The sequence below is a fragment of the Saccharothrix espanaensis DSM 44229 genome (assembly GCF_000328705.1).
Classification (GTDB): Bacteria; Actinomycetota; Actinomycetes; order Mycobacteriales; family Pseudonocardiaceae; genus Actinosynnema; species Actinosynnema espanaense.
The window spans coordinates 7,295,030-7,315,926 of record NC_019673.1 but is presented as its reverse complement, the minus strand read 5'-3'; the positions used below and the strand labels follow the sequence as shown (position 1 = coordinate 7,315,926).

Annotated in this window: 22 protein-coding genes; 18 read left to right on the top strand and 4 right to left on the bottom strand. The window is 72.9% G+C overall.

The window, feature by feature from the left end; genetic code table 11:
- Positions 1-37 precede the first annotated feature (37 nt).
- The 7 genes from BN6_RS31705 to BN6_RS31675 all read left to right on the top strand — a co-directional run bounded on the left by BN6_RS31705 (position 38) and on the right by BN6_RS31675 (position 7,134).
- Positions 38-1,081 (top strand): NAD kinase, encoded by a 1,044-nt coding sequence (locus BN6_RS31705; protein WP_084672815.1) that lies wholly within the window; start codon positions 38-40, stop codon positions 1,079-1,081.
- 69 nt (positions 1,082-1,150) lie between these two features.
- Positions 1,151-2,929, top strand: a complete 1,779-nt coding sequence (gene recN / locus BN6_RS31700) for a DNA repair protein RecN (protein ID WP_041314750.1) — start codon at positions 1,151-1,153, stop codon at positions 2,927-2,929.
- The gene (locus tag BN6_RS31695; protein WP_015103931.1) at positions 2,926-3,585 is read left to right on the top strand and encodes a hypothetical protein; all 660 of its coding nucleotides are present in this window, start codon (positions 2,926-2,928) and stop codon (positions 3,583-3,585) included. The genes recN and BN6_RS31695 overlap by 4 nt, the downstream gene beginning before the upstream one ends.
- Entirely contained in the window at positions 3,582-4,190 is a 609-nt protein-coding gene (locus BN6_RS31690; RefSeq protein ID WP_015103930.1) for a hypothetical protein, read from the top strand. The genes BN6_RS31695 and BN6_RS31690 overlap by 4 nt, the downstream gene beginning before the upstream one ends.
- Complete coding sequence (locus BN6_RS31685; RefSeq protein WP_015103929.1) at positions 4,187-4,921, top strand: hypothetical protein; 735 nt, start codon at positions 4,187-4,189, stop codon at positions 4,919-4,921. The genes BN6_RS31690 and BN6_RS31685 overlap by 4 nt, the downstream gene beginning before the upstream one ends.
- 93 nt (positions 4,922-5,014) lie before the next feature.
- Positions 5,015-6,199, top strand: coding sequence for a putative cytokinetic ring protein SteA (gene steA, locus BN6_RS31680; RefSeq protein WP_015103928.1), 1,185 nt, complete (start codon positions 5,015-5,017; stop codon positions 6,197-6,199).
- Entirely contained in the window at positions 6,196-7,134 is a 939-nt protein-coding gene (locus BN6_RS31675; protein WP_015103927.1) for a copper transporter, read from the top strand. The genes steA and BN6_RS31675 overlap by 4 nt, the downstream gene beginning before the upstream one ends.
- A 200-nt stretch (positions 7,135-7,334) precedes the next feature.
- On the opposite strand, the gene BN6_RS31670 is transcribed toward BN6_RS31675, so the two are convergent.
- From BN6_RS31670 to BN6_RS31660, 3 genes are all read right to left on the bottom strand, one after another.
- Positions 7,335-9,725 (bottom strand): ATP-binding cassette domain-containing protein, encoded by a 2,391-nt coding sequence (locus BN6_RS31670; RefSeq protein ID WP_015103926.1) that lies wholly within the window; start codon positions 9,723-9,725, stop codon positions 7,335-7,337.
- 191 nt (positions 9,726-9,916) lie between these two features.
- On the bottom strand, positions 9,917-10,327 hold the full coding sequence (locus BN6_RS31665) for a VOC family protein (protein WP_015103925.1): 411 nt from the start codon (positions 10,325-10,327) through the stop codon (positions 9,917-9,919).
- A 10-nt stretch (positions 10,328-10,337) separates the two neighbouring features.
- On the bottom strand, positions 10,338-10,778 hold the full coding sequence (locus tag BN6_RS31660; protein ID WP_015103924.1) for a helix-turn-helix transcriptional regulator: 441 nt from the start codon (positions 10,776-10,778) through the stop codon (positions 10,338-10,340).
- Between the two features lie 313 nt (positions 10,779-11,091).
- On the opposite strand from BN6_RS31660, the gene BN6_RS31655 reads away from it, so the two are divergent.
- From BN6_RS31655 to BN6_RS50085, 3 genes are all read left to right on the top strand, one after another.
- Positions 11,092-12,783: a CTP synthase gene (locus BN6_RS31655; RefSeq protein WP_041314745.1), complete on the top strand. Its 1,692-nt coding sequence runs from the start codon at positions 11,092-11,094 to the stop codon at positions 12,781-12,783.
- Positions 12,780-13,394 carry an NUDIX domain-containing protein gene (locus BN6_RS31650; protein ID WP_015103922.1) on the top strand — a complete coding sequence of 205 codons (615 nt, stop codon included), beginning with the start codon at positions 12,780-12,782 and terminating at the stop codon, positions 13,392-13,394. Before BN6_RS31655 ends, BN6_RS31650 begins: the two co-directional genes overlap by 4 nt.
- 148 nt (positions 13,395-13,542) lie before the next feature.
- Positions 13,543-14,031, top strand: coding sequence for a DUF2752 domain-containing protein (locus BN6_RS50085; RefSeq protein ID WP_331712612.1), 489 nt, complete (start codon positions 13,543-13,545; stop codon positions 14,029-14,031).
- A gap of 21 nt (positions 14,032-14,052) precedes the next feature.
- On the opposite strand, the gene BN6_RS31640 is transcribed toward BN6_RS50085, so the two are convergent.
- Entirely contained in the window at positions 14,053-14,643 is a 591-nt protein-coding gene (locus BN6_RS31640; protein WP_015103920.1) for a DUF1707 domain-containing protein, read from the bottom strand.
- A 68-nt stretch (positions 14,644-14,711) separates the two neighbouring features.
- On the opposite strand from BN6_RS31640, the gene ald reads away from it, so the two are divergent.
- From ald to BN6_RS31600, 8 genes are all read left to right on the top strand, one after another.
- A complete protein-coding gene (gene ald / locus BN6_RS31635; protein WP_015103919.1) occupies positions 14,712-15,821 on the top strand; it encodes an alanine dehydrogenase in 1,110 nt (369 codons plus the stop codon).
- Positions 15,818-16,714, top strand: a complete 897-nt coding sequence (gene xerD / locus BN6_RS31630; protein WP_015103918.1) for a site-specific tyrosine recombinase XerD — start codon at positions 15,818-15,820, stop codon at positions 16,712-16,714. The genes ald and xerD overlap by 4 nt, the downstream gene beginning before the upstream one ends.
- A 137-nt stretch (positions 16,715-16,851) precedes the next feature.
- On the top strand, positions 16,852-17,172 hold the full coding sequence (locus tag BN6_RS31625) for an ArsR/SmtB family transcription factor (RefSeq protein WP_041318767.1): 321 nt from the start codon (positions 16,852-16,854) through the stop codon (positions 17,170-17,172).
- 94 nt (positions 17,173-17,266) lie between these two features.
- The gene (locus BN6_RS31620; protein ID WP_015103916.1) at positions 17,267-18,238 is read left to right on the top strand and encodes a ParA family protein; all 972 of its coding nucleotides are present in this window, start codon (positions 17,267-17,269) and stop codon (positions 18,236-18,238) included.
- Positions 18,235-18,564, top strand: coding sequence for a hypothetical protein (locus BN6_RS31615; protein WP_015103915.1), 330 nt, complete (start codon positions 18,235-18,237; stop codon positions 18,562-18,564). Before BN6_RS31620 ends, BN6_RS31615 begins: the two co-directional genes overlap by 4 nt.
- On the top strand, positions 18,561-19,409 hold the full coding sequence (locus BN6_RS31610) for a segregation and condensation protein A (protein ID WP_015103914.1): 849 nt from the start codon (positions 18,561-18,563) through the stop codon (positions 19,407-19,409). Before BN6_RS31615 ends, BN6_RS31610 begins: the two co-directional genes overlap by 4 nt.
- Positions 19,406-20,164: an SMC-Scp complex subunit ScpB gene (gene scpB, locus BN6_RS31605; protein ID WP_015103913.1), complete on the top strand. Its 759-nt coding sequence runs from the start codon at positions 19,406-19,408 to the stop codon at positions 20,162-20,164. The genes BN6_RS31610 and scpB overlap by 4 nt, the downstream gene beginning before the upstream one ends.
- On the top strand, positions 20,157-20,897 hold the full coding sequence (locus BN6_RS31600; protein WP_041314739.1) for a pseudouridine synthase: 741 nt from the start codon (positions 20,157-20,159) through the stop codon (positions 20,895-20,897). Before scpB ends, BN6_RS31600 begins: the two co-directional genes overlap by 8 nt.

Here is a 20,897-nt window from a genome sequence, read left to right as displayed (position 1 = left end):
GGACGCAATGACCGGGGACGCAATGACCGGGGACGCAATGACCGGGGACGCTGTGACCAGGCCCGGGGCGACCGGCGACGCCGGGACCGGGGCCGGTGCCGGCAGCGACGCCGGCACCGGTGGTGTGGTGGCCGGAGATGCGGTGACCGGGGACGCGGTGCCGTGTGAGGCGGTGGCCGGGGCGGTCGGTGATCGGGAGATCCTGCTGGTCGTGCACACCGGCCGGCCGAGCAACGTGCTGGTCGCGCAGGAGGTGGCGCGGCGGTTCGCGGCGGCCGGCGTGCGGCTGCGGGTGCTCAAGGACGAGGCGGCCGAGCTGGACCGGTCCTGCTACGCGCAGGTCGTGACCGCCGACGACAACGCGGCCGAGGGCACCGAGCTGGTGTTCGTGCTCGGCGGCGACGGCACGCTGCTGCGCGCGGCGGAACTGGCGCGCGCGGCGGGCGTCCCGGTGCTCGGGGTGAACCTGGGCCGGGTCGGGTTCCTCGCCGAGGCCGACTCCGACGCGCTGTTCGAGGCGATCGCCCACGTCATCGAGCGGACCTACGAGGTCGAGGAGCGGATGACGGTGGACATCACCGCGTCCGTGGACGGCGAGGAGTTCGCGGGCACGTGGGCGCTCAACGAGGCGAGCGTGGAGAAGAGCTCGCGGGAACGCATCCTGGACGTCGTGGTGGAGGTGGACGGCCGGCCGGTGTCGGCGTTCGGCTGCGACGGCGTGCTGGTGGCGACCCCGACGGGGTCCACCGCGTACGCGTTCTCCGCGGGCGGGCCGGTGGTGTGGCCGGACGTGCACGCGCTGCTGGTCGTGCCGTCGAACGCGCACGCGCTGTTCGCCCGGCCGCTGGTGGTGTCGCCGACGTCGGTGGTCGCGCTGGAGATCGACCCGGGCGGGCACCCGGCGGTGCTCTGCGCGGACGGGCGGCGCACGATCGGGCTGCCGGCGGGCGCGCGGGTCGAGGTCCGGGGCGGTGCGACGCCGCTGCGGCTGGTCCGGCTGCGCGAAGGGCCGTTCACCGACCGGCTGGTGGAGAAGTTCTCACTGCCCGTGCAGGGGTGGCGGGGTCCGCTCGCCGAGTAGAACACTTGTTCGCCCGACACTCCCACCCGAACGCACCAGGCGCACCGGTCGCCCAGTAGTGTGCGCGCTGTGCTGGCCGAGATGCGCATCCAGGGCCTCGGTGTGATCGACGAGGCCACCCTTGAACTCGCCGAGGGCTTCACCGTGGTGACGGGGGAGACCGGCGCCGGCAAGACCATGGTCGTCACCGGCCTCCACCTGCTCGGTGGTGGCCGGGCGGAGGCGTCCCGCGTGCGCAACGGCGCGGACAAGGCCGTGGTCGAGGGCCGGTTCCGGGCGACGGCCGGCAGTCCGGCCGCGAAGGTCGCCGAGGAGGTCGGCGGCGAACCCGACGACGACGGCAGCGTGATCGCCATCCGCACCGTCGGTGCCGACGGCCGGTCCCGCGCCCACCTGGGCGGTCGGTCGGTGCCGGTGGGCGTGCTGGCCGAGCTGGCCGAGCAGCTGCTGGCCGTGCACGGGCAGAACGACCAGCTGCGGCTGCTGCGCCCGACCGAGCAGCGCGCGGTGCTGGACCGGTTCGCGGGTGACGACGTGGGCGCGCCGCTGCGCAAGTACCAGAAGATCCGCGAGCAGTGGCTCAAGGTCGCCGCCGAGTTCACCGAGCGCACCGAGAAGGCGCGCGAACTGGCGCGCGAGGCCGAGCTGCTGCGGCACGGGCTGACCGAGATCTCCGCCGTCGACCCGAAGTCCGGCGAGGACGTCGAGCTGCACGACGAGGCGCGCCGGCTGGTCGACGCCGACCAGCTGCGCGAAGCCGCGTCCGGCGCCCAGTACGCGGTGGCGGGCTCGCCCGACGGCGACCCGGACACGCCCGGCGCGCTCGGCCTGATCGGCGAGGCGCGCCGCCGGCTCGCGTCCTCGGAGGACCCGAAGCTGCGCGACCTGGAGCCCCGGCTGATCGAGGCGGAGACGCTGCTCACCGACGTGGGCGCGGAGATCGTGTCCTACCTGGAGCACCTGGACGCCGACCCGGCCCGGCTGGAGCACGTGCTGGCCCGCCAGGCCGAGCTGAAGGCGTTGACCCGCAAGTACGCGGCCGACGTGGACGGCGTGATCGCGTGGGCGGCCGACGCGGCTTCCCGGCTGGCCGGGCTGGACACCTCGGACGAGGCGCTGGCGGCGCTCGCCGCGCGCCGCGACGCGCTGGCCGTGGAGCTGGCCGGGTACGCCGAGCAGGTCACCGCGGAGCGCACCGCGGCCGCCGCGGAGCTGGGCAAGGCGGTGTCCGAGGAGCTGACCGGGCTGGCCATGCCGCACGCGAACGTCGAGGTGGTCGTCCGGCCGCGGGTCGCCGACGCGGGCGACCAGCAGGCCGTGACGGTCGGCGGCCGGTCGCTGCACGCCGGCGCGTCCGGCGTGGACGACGTGGAGCTGCGGCTGATCGCGCACCCCGGCGCGCCCGCGCTGCCGGTGCACAAGGGCGCGTCCGGCGGCGAGCTGTCCCGGGTGATGCTCGCGCTGGAGGTCGTGCTCTCGCACTCCGACCCGGTGCCCACCCTGGTGTTCGACGAGGTCGACGCCGGTGTCGGCGGCCGGGCCGCGGTCGAGGTCGGCCGCAGGCTGGCCCGGCTGGCGCGCAGCCACCAGGTCATCGTGGTCACCCACCTGCCGCAGGTCGCCGCGTTCGCCGACCGGCACCTGGTGGTGGACAAGACCGCCGACGGGATCCTCACCCGGTCCGGGGTCCGGGTGCTGGACGACGCGCAGCGCGTGGTCGAGCTCGCCCGCATGCTGGCGGGCATGGACTCCACCGACACCGGCCGGGCGCACGCCGAGGAACTGCTGGCCGCGGCGAAGGCCGACAAGGACAGCGCGCCGGTGGTGCGGCGGAAGAAGAAGAAGTGAGCCGGAGGGCGCTGGGGGTCGTCCTCGCGGTGATCGCCGCCGCGACCGCGGTCCTGGCGACCTTCCTCCCGTTCAGCTGGATCGGCACCGGGCTGGGGCGCGACACCCGGTTCGGGTTCACCACGACCGGGTGGGGCACCCGCAGCGAACCCGCCGAGCTCGGCGGCATCGCGGCCGGTGCCCAGACCGGCGTGCCGGTGGTGATCGCCGCCGTCCTGCTGGTCGTCGGCGCCGCCCTGGTGTTCCTGCCGGCGCACCAGCGGCAGGCCGGCCGGTACACGGCGGTCGCCGCGACCGGGCTGCTCGCAGGCTCGGTGTGGACCACGTTCATGGTCGTCTCGGCCAGTCTGTCGCCGAGCTTCCGGGACGCGCGGGCGAGGGTCGACTACGAGTACGGCGCGGGGTTGTGGCTGCTGGTGGCGGCGTGCGTGGTGGCGATCGCGGCCACCGCGTACCTGCACGCCAAGCCGCCGGCCCCGGCCCCGGAGGGCGTGATCGTGCGCCAGTTGGAGGACGACGTGGACACCGACACCGCGACACCGCCGTTCGGCATCTCGGTGCCGGTGCTACCTGAGGGGTACCTGCGACGACCGGCTGCCGCTCCGGAGCCCTCCGCCGGGCCGGTCGTCGGCACGCCGCCGGAGCGCACGACGTGAACCGGCGGGTGCTGGGCGTGGTGGCGCTGCTGGTCGCCGCGCCGCTGGTGTTCGTCGGGACGTTCCTGCCGCTGTACACGCAGGTGTGGGAGTTCGGCGACCCGGCGTCGATGACGATCGAGCAGACCTCCTGGGAAGTGCGCAGCAACAACGGCCAAGGCGTGTTCGGGCGGCAGGCGCTCTACGCCGTGCCGATGGTCGTCGGCGCGCTGCTGATGGTGCTCGGCGCGCTCCGCGTCGGGGTGCTGTGGGGCAGGCTGACCGCGTTCGCCGGGTCGGTGCTGCTGCTGGGCAGCACGTGGGCGGTCGCGCACTACGCGTTCGCCACCTACCTGACCGAGTCGCCCGGCAACGGCCTGGAGATCACCCCGACCCTCGGGCTCGGGACGTCGGTGCTGCTGGCGGCGAGCGTGCTGGCGGTCGTCGGCGGGCTCCTCGTGCAGGAGTGGCCGCCGCGCGCGCCCCGCCCCGAAGGCCCGGTGGTCTACCAGCTCGACGACGACGACACGCCGCCGTTCGGCATCCCCGTCGCGGAGCTGCCGGCCACGTCGTTCGCCGACCCCGGCCCGCAGGCGGGCGAGCCGCGAGGCAGGACCGGCCCGTGACGCGCAAGGCGTCGGGCGCGATCGCGTTGGCCGTGGGCGCGCTGCTGGTGTTCGCGGGGTGCGGTCTGGAGCTGTACCGGCTGGAGGGGCCGAGCACGCCCGGCTCCGGCGGGTTCGGGTTCACCCCGTGGAGCGTCGAGTTCAAGTCCGAGCGCGCGCCGTCCGGCCCGCAGCCCAGTCCGCAGTGGGGGTACGCGCTGGTCGTGGCCGGGGTGCTGGCCGCGTTCGCCGCGCTGACCCCGTTCCGCTCGGCCCGGCTCGCGATCGTCGGCCGGGTGGCGGCGGCGCTGGCGATCGGTGTGGTCGGGGCCACCGCGTGGGCCGTGGCGACCACGGTGATCGGTCTGTTCGGCGGCGGCCGGGAACCGTCGCCGAAGTACCACTGGGTCATCGGCGCGGGCCTGTGGACGCTGATCACCGCGTGCGTGGTGCTGCTGGTGGGGACGCTGCTGGTGCAGGACTGGCCGCCGCGCGCACCCCGCCCCGAAGGCCCGGTGGTCTACCAGCTCGACGCCGACGACGACACACCCCCGTTCGGCATCCCGGTCCCGGGAGCCGCCGCCACTGCCCCCTCGGACACCGCCGCCGGTCTTGGCGACGCCTCCGGCGCCGGCTCCACTCGTGACTCCTCTGGCGACTCCTCCGGCGACTTCGCTGGTGATTCCACCGGTGACTCCACGACCCGACCGGCGGTCGATCGGACGGGCGGGACATCCCCCGACCGGGGGTAATCCGTCCACTGTGGAGCAGTGACCTGGCTGACCTGGCCGGACCGCACGGCGTGTTAGCCCGGAACCAGCCGCGACGTGAGTCACCATCGGGTAATGAAGCTCTCCGGGTTGCTCAGCCGCGCGAACCACGAACTGCCAGGTGTCACCGGGGTGGCGCGGGTCGATCGTCGGTCCGGCGACCTGCTGCGGCGGCTCAGTCCGGGGGACATCGCGGTGCTCGACCACGTCGACATCGACCGCCGCACCGCCGAGGCGCTGGTCAGCGCCGAGGTCGTGGGCGTGGTCAACGCGTCGCCGTCGATCTCCGGCCGGTTCCCCAACCTCGGGCCCGAGCTGCTGATCGAGGCGGGCATCCCGCTGATCGACGGCGTCGGCACCGGCGTGCTGCGGGAGTTGAAGGACGGCACCAAGCTGCGGCTGCACGAGGGCGCGGTCTACGCGGGCGAGAAGGAGGTCGGGCGCGGCGTCGAGCAGAGCGCCGAGTCCATCGCCGACGCGATGATCGAGGCGAAGGCCGGGATGGCCGCGCAGCTGGAGGCGTTCTCCGCCAACACCATCGAGTTCCTGCGCCGCGAACGCGCCCTGATCCTCGACGGCATCGGCGTCCCCGAGGTGTTCGTCCCGGTGCGCGACCGGCAGGTGCTGATCGTCGCGGGCGGTTCGAAGCACGCCGAGGAGCTGCGCAAGCTGCGCAAGTACATCCGCGAGTACCGGCCGGTGCTGGTCGGCGTCGACGCGGGTGCGGACACCCTGCACGACGCCGGGTACAAGCCGGACATCATCGTCGGCGACCCGGACGGCATCGGCACCGAGACGTTGAAGGCCGGCGGGGAGGTCGTCGTGCCCGCGCAGACCGACGGCCACGCGCCCGGCCTGGAGCGCATCCAGGACCTGGGGATCGGCGCGGTGACGTTCCCGGCGACCGGGAACGCGGAGGACCTGGCGCTGCTGCTGGCCGAGGCGCACGGCGCGTCGCTGGTCGTGACGGTCGGGTTGCGGGCCGGGTTGCGCGAGTTCCTGGACCGGGGGCACTCGGGTTCCAACCCGTCCACGTTCCTGACCAGGTTGAAGCTGGGCAGCAAGCTGGTGGACGGCGAGGCGGTGGCCACGCTGCACCGCAGCCGGGTGTCGCTCGGCGTGATGTTGCTGCTGGTGCTCGCCGCCGTGGTGGCCATGGCGGCGGCGCTGGCGGTGTCCGGGGTGGGACAGGTGTACGTCGATGTGGCGGTGGACGGTTTCCGGTCCGTCGTCGACTGGTTCAAGGGGTTCTTCTCATGATCTCGATGCGCTACCACATCGTCTCGATCACCGCGGTGTTCCTGGCGTTGGCCGTGGGGGTGGTCCTCGGGTCGACCGCGATCAGCAGCAGGCTGCTGTCCGGCTTGACCGACGACAATTCGTCGCTGGGCAAGGAAGTCGCGGACCTGCAGGCGTCGCAGAACGGGTTGAACGCGAAACTCGCCGACGCGGACCGGTTCGCGACGTCGATCGGGCCGTTGGCGGTGAAGGGTCTGTTGGCCGAGCGCACGGTCGTCCTGGTGACGACGGCGGACGCGAAACCGAATGACCGCGACGCGGTGGCGGAACTGCTCCGGACGGCCGGGGCGACGATGACCGGCGAGTTGCAGCTGACGGACGCGTTCGCGGATCCGAAGAAGGCCGACCAGTTGCGCGACCTGGTGGCCCGGCTGCAGCCCGCCGGAACCCAGCTCCCGACCGGCGGCGACCCCGGGACCCGCGCGGGCGGGTTGCTGGGGGCGTTGCTGCTGCTGAACAAGGACAACAACCAGCCGCAGGCGTCGCCGGACGAGAGCGCGTCGGCCCTGGCGGGCCTGTCGTCGGCCGGTTTCGTGAAGCCGGGCCAGGGCTTGCGGCCCGCCCAGCTGGCGGTGGTGCTGACCGGAGGCGCGGTGTCCGGCGACTCGGCCGGCGACCGGGCGGCGACGATCGCCAGGTTCGCCACCCAACTGGACCGCTCGGGTGCCGGCACGGTCCTGGTGGGCGGCGAGGGTTCCGCGAACGGGACCGGTGCGGTGGGGGTCGTGCGGGCGGACACGGCGGCGACGTCGGTCCTGTCGACCGTGGACAACATCGGAACGGCGGCCGGGCGGGTGGTGGCGGTGCTGGCGCTGCGCGAACAGCTGGAGGGCAAGTCGGGGAGGTACGGAGTGGCCGGGAATGCGGAAGCCCCAGCTCCCGGCGCAGTCGGGTAAGGCCGCCTGCGAGCCTCCGGCGGCCCTCGTCCTGGGCGACGTTCGGCCGGCTGACTGCCCGCTGCCCGGACGAGCGCCGTCGGGTGCGTGCTGCCTGACTCGTGCCGTTGACGGGCTCAGCCCCCCGGCCACCGCGAGCGTGAACGGAAGCCGATCGGACCGCGCCCCTGCCGTGTGAAGGGGCGCGGTCGCGGAGTGGGTCAGGCGCCTACGTAGGACGCCAGGTGCTGGCCGGTGAGGGTGGAGCGGGCCGCTACCAGGTCGGCGGGGGTGCCTTCGAAGACGATCCGGCCGCCGCCGTGGCCCGCGCCCGGTCCCAGGTCGATGATCCAGTCGGCGTGCGCCATCACGGCCTGGTGGTGTTCGACCACGATGACCGACTTGCCCGAGTCGACCAGGCGGTCCAGCAGGCCCAGCAGCTGTTCCACGTCGGCCAGGTGGAGGCCGGCGGTCGGCTCGTCCAGCACGTACACGCCGCCCTTGTCCGCCATGTGGGTGGCCAGCTTGAGCCGCTGCCGCTCGCCGCCGGACAGGGTGGTCAGCGGCTGGCCCAGGCTGAGGTAGCCGAGGCCGACGTCGGCCAGCCTGCCCAGGATCGCGTGCGCGGCCGGCGTGTGGGTCTCGCCCGGTCCGAAGAACTCCCCGGCCTCGGTCACCGACATCGCCAGCACCTCGCTGATGTCGCGCCCGCCGAAGTGGTGGTCCAGGACCGACGCCTCGAACCGCTTGCCCTCGCACTCCTCGCACGTGGTCGCGACGCCGGCCATCATGCCCAGGTCCGTGTAGACCACGCCCGCGCCGTTGCAGTTCGGGCAGGCGCCTTCCGAGTTCGCGCTGAACAGCGCCGGCTTCACGCCGTTGGCCTTGGCGAACGCCTTGCGGATCGGGTCGAGCAGGCCGGTGTAGGTCGCCGGGTTGCTGCGCCGCGAGCCGCGGATCGCGCCCTGGTCCACCGACACCACGCCCTCGCCCGCCGGGATCGAGCCGTGCACCAATGAGCTCTTGCCGGAGCCCGCGACGCCGGTGACCACGACCAGCACCCCGAGCGGGATGTCGACGTCGACGTCGCGCAGGTTGTGCGTCGACGCGCCGCGGATCTCCAGCGCCCCGCGCGGCTCGCGCACCGCTTCCTTGACCGACGCCCGGTCGTCGAAGTGCCGGCCGGTGATCGTGTCCGACGCCCGCAGCCCCTCGACCGTGCCCTCGAAGCACACCGTGCCGCCGCCGGTGCCCGCGCCGGGGCCCAGGTCCACGACGTGGTCGGCGATGACGATCGTCTCCGGCTTGTGCTCCACGACCAGCACCGTGTTGCCCTTGTTCCGCAACCGGAGCAGGAGGTTGTTCATCCGCTCGATGTCGTGCGGGTGCAGGCCGGTGGTGGGCTCGTCGAACACGTAGGTCACGTCGGTCAGCGACGACCCGAGGTGGCGGATCATCTTCACCCGCTGCGCCTCGCCGCCGGACAGCGTGCCCGACGGCCGGTCCAGCGACAGGTAGCCCAGGCCGATCTCCACGAACGACCGGAGCGTGTGGTGCAGCGACGCCAGCAGCGGCGCGACCGACGGTTCGGCCAGCCCGCCGACCCACTCGGCCAGGTCGCTGATCTGCATGGCGCACGCGTCGGCGATGTTCTTCCCGGCGATCTTCGACGACCGGGCGCCCGCGCTGAGCCGGGTGCCGGCGCACTCGGGGCACGTGGTGAAGGTGACCGCCCGGTCCACGAACGCCCGGATGTGCGGCTGCATCGACTCCTTGTCCTTGGCCAGGAACGACTTCTGGATTTTCGGGATCAGCCCCTCGTAGGTGAGGTTCACCCCGTCGACCTTCACCTTGACCGGGTCCTTGTACAGGAAGTCGTTGAGCTCCTTCTTGGTGTACTCGCGGATCGGCTTGTCCGGGTCGACGAAGCCGGACTCGGCGTAGACCCGCACCGTCCAGAAGCTGTCGGACTTCCAGCCCGGGATGGTGAACGCGCCCTCGGCCAGCGACTTGGAGTCGTCGTAGAGCTGGGTGAGGTCGATGTCGGACACCGAACCCCGGCCCTCGCAGCGCGGGCACATGCCGCCGGTGACGCTGAAGCTGCGCCGCTCCTTTACCGTCTTGCCGGCGCGCTCCATCGAGACCGCGCCCGCCCCGCTGATCGAGGCGACGTTGAAGGAGAACGCCTGCGGCGAGCCGATGTGGGGCTTGCCGATCCGGCTGAACAGGATGCGCAGCATCGCGTTGGCGTCGGTGGCGGTGCCGACCGTGGACCTCGGGTCGCCGCCCATCCGCTGCTGGTCCACGACGATCGCGGTGGTCAGGCCGTCGAGCACGTCGACCTCGGGCCGCGCCAGGGTCGGCATGAAGCCCTGCAGGAACGCGCTGTAGGTCTCGTTGATCATCCGCTGCGACTCGGCGGCGATCGTGCTGAACACCAGCGAGCTCTTGCCCGAGCCGGACACGCCGGTGAACACCGTCAGCCTGCGCTTGGGCAGCTCGACGCTGATGTCCTTGAGGTTGTTCACCCGGGCGCCGTGCACGCGGATCAGGTCGTGGCTGTCGGCCTCGTGCCGCTCGGGCGCGGGCGGCGGGGTCGTCTTCCTGGCCATGCTGGTCGGGTCTCCCTCTGTCTGGCGGGGCCGCGGCAACGGTCCGCCCGGCCGGCCGGGAGCGGTGTTCAGCGGTGCGGTGACGGGTTCTGGCGCCGACGAGTGCTGCGGCGGGTGGCGTCGGGGAAGCGGTCGGTGGCGGGGGCCGGTGGGCCGCCGCCACCGGGGTCGGGTGGGGAGCGGGGGTCCGCTCAGCGCAGTTCCTGGATCCGGATCAGGTTGCCCGCGGGGTCGCGGAACGCGCAGTCGCGCACGCCGTAGGGCTGGTCGGTCGGCTCCTGCACGACCTCGGCGTCACCGGACTGGAGCCGCGCGAACGTGGCGTCGAGGTCCTTGGTGGCGAGGTTGACGCCGGCGTAGGTGCCCTTGGCCATCATGGCGGCGATGGTGGCGCGCTCGTCCTCGGTGACGCCGGGGTCGGCGGCCGGCGGGTGCAGCACGATGGACGAGTCGGGCCGACCGACGGGACCGACGGTGAGCCAGTGCACCCCGCCGTACTCGACGTCGTTGCGGACCTCGAAGCCGAGGGTGTCCCGGTAGAAGGCCAGGGACTCGGTGACGTCGTTGTGCGGGAGGTAGGTCTGGTGGATGGTGATGTCCATGGCGGCCACATTAAGTCGGGGTCGAAGCCCGCGCTTCTCGATTCCTGACCGGTCGCGTCACCTGCTTGGCCACGCACGCCGGCATGCCCTCGGTCGCCTGCGCGGCCTGGTTGCGGTAGGTGCTCGGCGGCACGCCGACCAGCTCGGTGAAGCGGGTGCTGAAGGTGCCCAGCGAGGAGCAGCCGACCGCGAAGCAGACCTCGGTGACGCTGAGGTCGCCGCGGCGCAGCAGCGTCATCGCGCGCTCGATGCGGCGCGTCATCAGGTAGCCGTACGGCGACTCGCCGTAGGCGTTGCGGAACTCGCGGCTGAGGTGGCCGGCGGACATGTGGGCACCCCGGGCCAACGCCTCGACGTCCAGCGGCTGCGCGTACTCCCGGTCGATCCGGTCGCGGACGCGCCGCAGCCGCGCGAGGTCGCGCAGGTGATCCGCGGCTGATTTGCTCGTCACCTGCGCGATCGTGCCACACCGGCGGCCATTCGGACCCCGGGTCGCCGGCGAAAGGTGGAGCCCGACGGGTCACACGTTCCGGTGGCGTGCCGGCCCGGCCGGACACGCCCCGCCACGGAGCCCGGACCGGCCGGTCCTCGGCCGGTGGGCGGCAGGTCGGGGCGGTGGTCCCGCCCGCCGCGGTCCGGGCTAGGCCATCCGAGTGACGAGTTGGCGGACCACGGGCGCGCTCGGTGACCGGTGGCGTGTTAGCGTTAGGGCCCGTGGACAGGGCCGGTTGCCCTGCGGAACTTTCAGACCACGGGGAGCCTCCTTGGTGCTTCAGGCACGTACGACCAAGCACGTTTTCGTCACCGGGGGCGTGGCCTCCTCGTTGGGCAAGGGACTCACCGCCTCCAGCCTCGGCCAGTTGCTGACCGCCCGGGGCCTGCGGGTGACCATGCAGAAGCTGGACCCGTACCTCAACGTGGACCCCGGCACGATGAACCCCTTCCAGCACGGCGAGGTGTTCGTCACCGACGACGGCGCGGAGACCGACCTCGACATCGGTCACTACGAGCGGTTCCTCGCCCGTGACCTGTCCGGGGACGCCAACGTCACCACCGGCCAGGTGTACTCCGAGGTCATCGCCAAGGAGCGGCGCGGCGAGTACCTCGGCGACACGGTCCAGGTGATCCCGCACATCACCGACGAGATCAAGCGGCGGATCCGGGCGATGGCCGAGCCCGGCCCGGACGGGGTCGTGCCCGACGTCGTCATCACCGAGGTCGGCGGGACCGTGGGCGACATCGAGTCGCTGCCGTTCCTCGAAGCCGCCCGCCAGGTCCGGCACGACGTGGGCCGCGACAACGTGTTCTTCCTGCACGTGTCGCTGGTCCCGTACCTCGCGCCGTCCGGCGAGCTCAAGACCAAGCCGACCCAGCACTCGGTCGCCGCGCTGCGCAACATCGGCATCCAGCCCGACGCCATCGTGTGCCGCGCGGACCGGGAGATCCCGGACGCGCTCAAGCGCAAGATCGGCCTGATGTGCGACGTCGACAACGAGGCCGTGGTCGCCGCGGTCGACGCGCCGTCGATCTACGACATCCCCAAGGTGCTGCACGGCGAGGGCCTCGACGCCTACGTGGTGCGCCGGCTCGGGCTGCCGTTCCGCGACGTCGACTGGACGGTGTGGGGCGACCTGCTCGACCGCGTGCACAACCCGTCCGAGCGGGTCCGGATCGGGCTGGTCGGCAAGTACGTCGACCTGCCCGACGCCTACCTGTCGGTCACCGAGGCGCTGCGCGCCGGCGGGTTCGCCAACCACGCCAAGGTCGAGGTCGTCTGGGTGCCGTCCGACGAGTGCCAGACGCCCTCCGGCGCGGCGCACGCGCTGGCCGGGCTCGACGGCGTGCTGATCCCCGGCGGGTTCGGGGTGCGCGGCATCGAGGGCAAGATCGGCGCGATCACCTACGCGCGCACCCGCGGCATCCCGCTGCTGGGGCTGTGCCTGGGGTTGCAGTGCCTGGTGATCGAGGCGGCGCGCAACCTCGCGGGCATCACCGACGCCAACTCGGCCGAGTTCGACGAGGGCGGGTCGCCGGTGATCAGCACCATGGCCGACCAGCAGGACGTGGTCGCCGGGCAGCGCGACATGGGCGGCACCATGCGCCTGGGCGCGTACCCGGCCAAGCTCGCGCCCGGCTCGCAGGTGGCGCGCGCGTACGGCGCGGCCGAGGTCTCCGAGCGGCACCGCCACCGCTACGAGGTGAACAACGCCTACCGGGACAAGCTGGGCGAGGCCGGGCTGGTGTTCTCCGGGACGTCGCCGGACGGCCGGCTGGTCGAGTTCGTGGAGCTGCCCGAGGACGTGCACCCGTTCTTCGTCGCCACCCAGGCGCACCCGGAGCTCAAGAGCCGGCCGACCAAGCCGCACCCGCTGTTCTCGGCGTTCGTGAAGGCGGCGCTGGACTACCGGCTCGCCGACCGGCTGCCGCTGCCCGAGACCGCCGGAGCCGCGAAGTGAGGCACGAGTTCACGACCGTCTCCTCGCGGGACGTGCACATCGGACGGGTCGTCGGGCTGCGCGTCGACGAGGTCGTCATGCCCGACGGCGCGACGGCCTCGCGCGAGGTGGTCGAGCACCTGGGCGCCGTCGCGGTGGCGGCGGTGGACGACGACGGCCTGGTCACGTTGATCCACCAGTACCGGCACCCGCTGGGCAAGCGGCTCTGGGAGCTGCCGGCCGGGCTGCTCGACTCGCCGGCGGAGCAGCCCGTGGAGGCGGCTCGGCGGGAGCTGGTGGAGGAGGTCGGGCTCGCGGCGCGGGAGTGGGTGACACTGGTCGACGTGGCCGCGTCGCCCGGGTTCACCGACGAGGTGGTGCGGGTGTTCCTTGCCCGCGGGCTCTCCGACGTCGAGCGGGAGCTGATGGGCGAGGAGGAGGCGGACCTGGAGATGCGGAAGGTCCCGCTGGACGACGCGGTGGCGATGGCGCTCGCGGGCGAGATCGTGAACGGCGCGGCGGTGGCCGGGGTGCTGGCGGCGCAGGCGGTGCTGTCGGGCCGGGCCCAGGGCCGCCCGGCGGACGCCCCCTTCACCGACCGCCCGACGAAGTTCGCCTCTCGGACCAGCTGACACCCGCACCGGCTGACGCCCGCCCGACGGGTCCGGTCCGGACGCAGGTTCGCCGCCCGCGAGGAGAAGTCCTCGCGGGCGGCGAACGCGCGACTCGCCGACGAACGCGAGACTCGCCGAACGTCAACGGGCGACTTGCCGGGCGCGAATGCGCGACTCGCCGATGAACGTGCAACTCGCCGAGTGCGAACGCGCGACTCGCCGGGCGCGGGCGTGTCGGGTGCCTCGGGTGTGGTGGTTTCGTCCGTGCGGGACACTGGGTGGCATGGGTGTGCGGGGGCCGGTCGCTGTCGCGGTGGCGGCTGTGGGGGCCGGGGTGGGGTTGGTGTTCTTCGACCCCAACGGGCCCGGGTCAATGTGGCCGCCGTGTCCGCTCTACGCGTTGACCGGCATCCAGTGTCCTGCCTGCGGGTCCACGCGGATGGTGCACGCTCTGCTCCACGGCGACTTCGCGACCGCGTGGCACCTCAACGCCGTGATGCTGGTGGCCGGGTTGCCGCTGCTCGCGTGGCTCTGGTTCCGCTGGTTGCGCGCCGCTCGCCGTGACGAGCGAACGCCACCACTGTCCCCCCAGGTGGGGGTGCCGGTGGTGGCGCTCGCGGTGGTCTGGATGCTCGTCCGCAACCTGGCCCTGTGAGCCGGGCCTGGAGGACCGGCGCTAGTCGCGGAGCTTGCGGCCCTGGGCGTCGGTCCCGCCGTTGACCAGCAGGATGATTCCGTCGATCAACGACCAGAGCCCGCACCCGCCGCAGGTCAGCAGCTGGGCCACGCCGATGCCGGTGTCGCCGATGTAGAACCGGCCGATGCCGAACGGCAGCACCAGTTGCAGCACGCCGGCCGCGATGCGCGACTTGTCCGACAGCGGCTGCCCGGTCAGCGGGTCGACGCCGTAGGGCGCGTTCGGGTGGAAGCCCGGCGGCGGGGCGTACCCGTAGTCCGGGCCCGGGTGGCCCTGGCCCGGGTAGCCGGGGTTCGGGTAGCCCGGCGCGGCGTAGCCCGGTGGCGGGGTGGCGTAGTCGGTCGGCGGCGCGTAGTGCGTCTGCGGCGGGAGCTGCAACTGGGGGTGGGGTTGCGGCAGGTCGTGGAACAGGGCCATCAGCTCGGCGGCGGTCTCGGCGGCGGTCGCGTAGCCGACCCGCTGCTCGTACTCGCCGATCTCCAGGCGGCCCGCCGCGAAGTGGTCGTTGAGCGCGCTGATGGCCGCTTCGCGCTGCTGGTTGCCGATGCGCACCTGGTGGGGTTCCGACACACCTCGAACGCTAACAGCCCGCGCGCTCCTGTTCAGCCGGAACCCGCCGGCCGACCTACGCTGACCAGGTGCTGGTCGGAATCCCTCGGGAGCGCAAGAACCAGGAGCACCGGGTCGCGATCACCCCGGCGGGCGTGGTCGAGCTGGCCCGGCGCGGGCACGGGGTGCTGGTGGAGAGCGGTGCCGGGGACGGCAGCGCGATCCCGGACGCCGAGTTCGCCGCCGCCGGCGCGCGGGTCGCGCCCACCGCGGACGACGTGTGGGCCGACGCCGAACTCGTCCTCAAGGTCAAGGAGCCGGTGGCCGAGGAGTACCACCGGATGCGGCCGGGCCAGACCCTGTTCACCTACCTGCACCTGGCCGCCGACGCCGACTGCACGCGCGCGGTCGTCGCCTCCGGTATCGATGCGATCGCCTACGAGACCGTGCAGCTGCCGGACGGGTCGCTGCCGCTGCTCGCCCCGATGAGCGAGGTCGCCGGGCGGATGGCCGCGCAGGTCGGCGCGCACTGCCTGGAGCGCAACCAGGGCGGCCGGGGCGTGCTGCTCGGCGGTGTGCCGGGCGTCCCGGCGGGCAAGGTCGCGGTGCTGGGCGCGGGCGTGGCCGGGATGAACGCCGCCGCGATCGCGCTCGGGCTTCAGGCCGAGGTGGTGGTGCTCGACACCAACGTCAACCGGCTGCGGCAGATCGACTTCACCTACCGCGGCCACCTGCAGACCGTCGCCAGCAACGCCTACGAGGTGGAGCAGGCGTGCCGGTGGGCCGACCTGGTGATCGGCGCGGTGCTGGTGCCCGGTGCGAAGGCGCCCCGGCTGGTGGACAACCACCTGGTGTCGACCATGCGGCCGGGCTCGGTCCTGGTCGACATCGCGATCGACCAGGGCGGCTGCTTCGCCGACTCGCGCCCGACCACGCACGACGACCCGACCTTCCGGGTGCACGGCTCGCTGTTCTACTGCGTGGCCAACATGCCCGGCGCGGTGCCGCACACCTCGACGTGGGCGCTCGCGAACGTCACACTGCCGTATGTGACCGCACTGGCGGACAAGGGTTTCCGGCAGGCCGTGGCGGACGACCCGGCGCTGGCCAAGGGCGTGAACGCGGTGCGCGGCTCGATCGTGCAGGCCGAGGTCGCCAGGGCGCACAACCTGCCGCACGTGCCGCTGGCGCAGCTGTGAGCGACCCGACCGCGCGGGACGCGATCACGGCCTTCCTCGACCACCTGGCGGTGGAGCGCGGCACGTCCCGCAACACGCTCGACTCCTACACCCGCGACCTGCGCCGCTACGCCGAGCACCTCGACGCGCGCGGCGTGGACCGGCTCGCCGGGGTGACCGAGGCACTGGTGGGGGACTTCCTGGCGAGCCTGCGCGAGGCGGGGCTGGCCGAGTCGTCGGCCGCGCGCACCCTGGTCGCGGTGCGCGGGCTGCACAAATTCGCACACCTGGAAGGTCTCGTGCCGGACGACCCGGCGCGGGCCGTGCGCCCACCAACGCCGCCGCGCCGGCTGCCCAAGGCGCTGCCGGTGGACGACGTGCTGCGGCTGCTGGACGTGCCCGGCACACCGCGCGACCGGGCCCTGCTGGAACTGCTGTACTCCAGCGGCGCGCGGATCTCCGAGGTGGTGGGGCTGGACGTGGACGACGTGGACACCACCGAGCGGACCGTGCTGCTCGACGGCAAGGGCGGCAAGCAGCGGCTGGTGCCGGTGGGCCGCCCGGCGCTGGCCGCGCTGGAGGCCTACCTGGTGCGGGCCCGGCCGGGCCTGGTCAAGCGCGGCACGCCGGCGCTGTTCCTCAACGCCCGGGGCGGCCGGCTGTCCCGGCAGACGGCGTGGCAGGTGCTCAAGACGGCGGCGCGACGGGCGGGCATCACCGCCGAGGTCTCGCCGCACACCCTGCGCCACTCGTTCGCCACCCACCTGCTGGAGGGCGGCGCGGACGTGCGGGTGGTGCAGGAGCTGCTGGGCCACGCCTCGGTGACCACCACCCAGGTCTACACCCTGGTCACGGTCACCACCCTGCGCGAGGTCTACGCGACCGCGCACCCCCGCGCGACCGGTGGAACATGAGACCCCCACGGGTACTGTGGGGCAACCCACTCGGACGTCAGCCTTTCGGGTGATGTGTGCAGGGGGTGACATCCCGCAGCCGACCACGTAGAACACAAGCCCCACCCCGGACGCGACAAGCTGGAGGAGCCGTGCCGGTGCCCACCATCGACGAGCCGCAGGCCGCCGACATCGACCTCTGCGCGGTGCTGCACGCGCTGAGCGACCCGACCCGGCTGGCCGTCGTCCTCCAGATCGAGGCCGACGGGGAGCGCTGCTGCGGCGCGCTCGCCGTGGACGTCGCCAAGTCGACGCTGTCCCAGCACCTGCGGGTGCTGCGCGAGGCGGGCGTCACCCGGACCAGGGCGTGCGGGAACCAGCGGTGGGTGTCGCTGCGCCGCGAAGACCTGGACGCGCTGTTCCCCGGGCTGCTCGACGTGGTGCTCCGGGCCGCCGATCGGACCACCGCCGTGCGTTGAGAACTGCTCGTCCGTGCTGCGGCGAGGCGCGTTGCCGGGTCCCGGCGGTGTGCCTAGGCTGCGCCCAGGCAGAGGACTAGGAATCGGGAAGGCGATGTCGACACCGGAACACGCGGGCCCGTGGGGCGGCCCTCCGCCGCCCACGCCACCGTCCGGTGTGCCCAGGGCGTCGGTCGAACTGAGCCTCGCCCCGCACGCCGCGCCGGCCGACGAGGACGCCGCGGAGCAGTCGGCGGGCGAGATAGGCCCCACCGGGCGACCCTTGCGCGTCGTGTCCGAACCGCCGCTGATCGCCCACCACGGGCCGGCCAAGATCCTGGCCATCTGCAACCAGAAGGGCGGGGTCGGCAAGACCACGTCCACGATCAACCTGGGCGCGGCGCTGAGCGAGTACGGCCGCCGCGTGCTGCTGGTCGACTTCGACCCGCAGGGCGCGCTGTCGGTGGGCCTGGGCGTGCACCCGCACCAGCTCGACCAGACCATCTACAACGTGATCATGGAACGCGACGTGACGGTCCGCGACGTGATCATGCAGACCCACGTCGAGGGCATGGACCTGCTGCCCAGCAACATCGACCTGTCGGCGGCGGAGATCCAGCTGGTGTCGGAGGTGGGCCGCGAGCACACCCTGGTCCGCACCCTGCGCCCGGTCATCGACCACTACGACTACGTGCTGGTCGACTGCCAGCCCTCGCTCGGGCTGCTCACGGTCAACGCGCTGGCGGCGGCCGACGGCGTCCTCATCCCGCTGGAGTGCGAGTTCTTCAGCCTGCGCGGCGTCGCGCTGCTGATAGACACCATCGAGAAGGTCAGGGAGCGGTTGAACCCGAAGCTCGAGATCACCGGAATCCTCGCCACCATGTACGACCCGCGCACCCTGCACTCCCGCGAGGTGATGGCGCGCGTGGTCGAGGCGTTCGGCGAGGTGGTGTTCGACACGGTGATCAACCGCACCGTCCGGTTCCCGGAGACGACCGTCGCCGGCGAGCCGATCACCCGGTGGGCGCCCCGCTCGGCGGGCGCGAAGGCCTACCGCGCGCTGGCGCGCGAGGTGATCGCCCGGTGACCCGTCGCCCCTCGCTGCCGGGCGCGTCCGAGCTGTTCCGCCTCACCAGTCCCGCGGTGTTCGACGCGGTGCCCGCGCAGCCCACCGAGGAGGAGCAGGCCCCGCGCCGGGGCACCGGCCGGCAGAAGCACTCGACCAAGATCACCGTGTACGTCTCGGACGAGGAGCTGCTCGCCCTGGAGCGCGCCCGGCTGGAGCTGCGCGGCGAGCACGGCCTGGCCGTCGACCGGGGTCGGGTGGTCCGCGAGGCCATCGCGATAGTGCTCGACGACCTCGAAGAGCTCGGCGAGGACTCGTTGCTGGTCCGTAGGTTGCGCGAGCGGTGAGCGGCGCTCCACCCGACGCCCCGGCCGCCGCCGGGCCCCCCGCCGACGACCCCGTCGCGGACGGTCGCTTCAAGGTCAAGCTGACCAACTTCGAGGGCCCGTTCGACCTGCTGCTGCAGCTGATCTCGCAGCACACGCTGGACGTCACCGAGGTGGCGCTGCACCAGGTCACCGACGACTTCATCGCCTACATCCGGGCGCTGGGCGACGGCTGGGACCTGGACGAGACGACCGAGTTCCTGGTCATCGCGGCCACCCTGCTCGACCTCAAGGCGGCCCGGCTGCTGCCCGCGGGCGACGTCGAGGACGAAGAGGACCTGGCCCTGCTGGAAGCGCGCGACCTGCTGTTCGCGCGGCTGCTCCAGTACCGGGCGTACAAGCAGGTCGCGGCGCTGTTCGGGGAGCTGGAGCAGGGCGCGTACCGGCGCTACCCCCGGTCGGTGGCGCTGGAGGTGCGCTACGAGGGGCTGCTGCCCGAGGTGATGCTCGGGGTGGACGCGCGGCGCTTCAGCGAGATCGCCGCGGTGGTGTTCCGGCCCCGACCGGTGCGCACGGTGTCCACCTCGCACGTCCACCAGCACCGGATCTCGGTGCGCGAGCACGCCGGGCTGCTGCGCGGGCTGCTCGCCGAGCGCGGCACCATGACCTTCGCCGAGGTGGTGGCGGAGTGCACCGAGACGATGGAGGTCGTGGCCCGGTTCCTCGCGCTGCTGGAGCTGTACCGGGAGCGGGCGCTGGCCTTCGACCAGCCCGACCCGCTGGGCGAGCTGCGGATCACGTGGGTCGGCGGCGAGGTCGAGGACGCCGGGGCGCAGGCCCGGGACGAGGACGAGGAGTACGGGTGACCGAGCCGGGAACCGCGGCCGACCAGACCACCGCAGGCCAGACCACCGCAGGCCAGACCACCGCAGGCCAGACCACCGCAGGCCAGACCACCGCAGGCCAGACCACCGCGGATCAGCCCGTGGCCGACGACGGGCTGTTCCCCGCGCCGGTCGACGCGGACCCGGTCGCGGAGCCGGACCCGGCGGCGGAGGCGGTCGAGGGGTTGCCGGACCTCACCGACGACCGGGAGTTCGAGGGCGCGCTGGAGTCCGTGCTGCTCGTCGTGGACACCCCGATCGACGAGAAGCAGCTCGCCGGCGTGTTCGAGCAGCCGGTGAAGCGCGTCACCAGGGCCCTGCACGCGATGGCCGCGCGGTACACCGACCAGCGCAGCGGTATCGACCTGCGTAGAATCGGCGACGGCTGGCGGTTCTACACGCGGGACCGCTTCGCGCCGTTCGTGGAGAAGCTGCTGCTCGACGGGCAGCGGGCCAAGCTCACCCGAGCCGCCTTGGAGACCCTCGCCGTCATCGCCTACCGGCAGCCCGTGACCCGGGCCCGGATCGCGGCGGTGCGCGGGGTGAACGTCGACGGGGTGATCCGCACGCTGGTCGCGCGCGGGCTCATCGCCGAGACGGGCACCGACACCGACACGGGCGGTCTCCTGTACCGCACTACCGAACTGTTCCTGGAGCGGTTGGGGCTGTCGTCGCTCGACGACCTGCCGCCGATCGCCCCCCTGTTGCCCGAAGTGGATGCGATCGACGATGTCTGACCAGGGACCCGAAGGGATTCGGCTCCAGAAGGTGCTCGCCAAGGCGGGCATCGCCTCTCGACGTGTGGCCGAGGAGCTGATCGACCTGGGCCGCGTCCAGGTCGACGGCGAGGTGGTCCGCGAGCAGGGCCGCCGGATCGACCCGGACAAGGCGGTCGTGCACGTCGACGGCGTGCGCGTGGTGCTGAAGGACGACGTGGTCACGCTCGTGCTGAACAAGCCGCGCGGCGTGCTGTCCACGATGCACGACGAGACGCACCGCCCGTGCGTCGGCGACTACCTGGCCAACCGCAAGGAGCGGCTCTTCCACGTCGGCCGGCTCGACGCCGACACCGAGGGCCTGCTGCTGCTGACCAACGACGGCGACCTGGCGCACCGCCTGATGCACCCGTCGTACGGGGTGTCCAAGACCTACCTGGCCGAGGTGCCGGGGCCGGTCGCCAAGGACGTCGGCAAGCGGTTGCGCGCGGGCATCGAGCTGGAGGACGGCCCGGTCACGGTCGACTCGTTCAAGCTGATCTCCTCCGCGCCCGGCCGGGCGCTGGTCCAGGTCGTGATCCACGAGGGCCGCAAGCACATCGTGCGCCGGCTGCTCGAAGCGGTCGGCCACCCGGTCGAGCACCTGGTGCGCACCGCGGTGGGCGAGGTGCAGCTGGGCAACCAGCGCCCCGGCTCGATGCGGGTGCTCAACCGCCAGGAAGTCGGCTCGCTGTACAAAGCCGTCGGCATGTAG

Bases quoted from the DNA above. Each gene is read 5' to 3' on its own strand.
- BN6_RS31705 (WP_084672815.1), top strand. From the start codon at position 38: ATGACCGGGGACGCTGTGACCAGGCCCGGGGCGACCGGCGACGCCGGG.
- steA (WP_015103928.1), top strand. From the start codon at position 5,015: ATGAAGCTCTCCGGGTTGCTCAGCCGCGCGAACCACGAACTGCCAGGT.
- BN6_RS31675 (WP_015103927.1), top strand. From the start codon at position 6,196: ATGATCTCGATGCGCTACCACATCGTCTCGATCACCGCGGTGTTCCTG.
- BN6_RS31670 (WP_015103926.1), bottom strand. From the start codon at position 9,725: ATGGCCAGGAAGACGACCCCGCCGCCCGCGCCCGAGCGGCACGAGGCC.
- BN6_RS31665 (WP_015103925.1), bottom strand. From the start codon at position 10,327: ATGGACATCACCATCCACCAGACCTACCTCCCGCACAACGACGTCACC.
- BN6_RS50085 (WP_331712612.1), top strand. From the start codon at position 13,543: ATGCGCGACTCGCCGATGAACGTGCAACTCGCCGAGTGCGAACGCGCG.
- BN6_RS31620 (WP_015103916.1), top strand. From the start codon at position 17,267: ATGTCGACACCGGAACACGCGGGCCCGTGGGGCGGCCCTCCGCCGCCC.
- BN6_RS31600 (WP_041314739.1), top strand. From the start codon at position 20,157: ATGTCTGACCAGGGACCCGAAGGGATTCGGCTCCAGAAGGTGCTCGCC.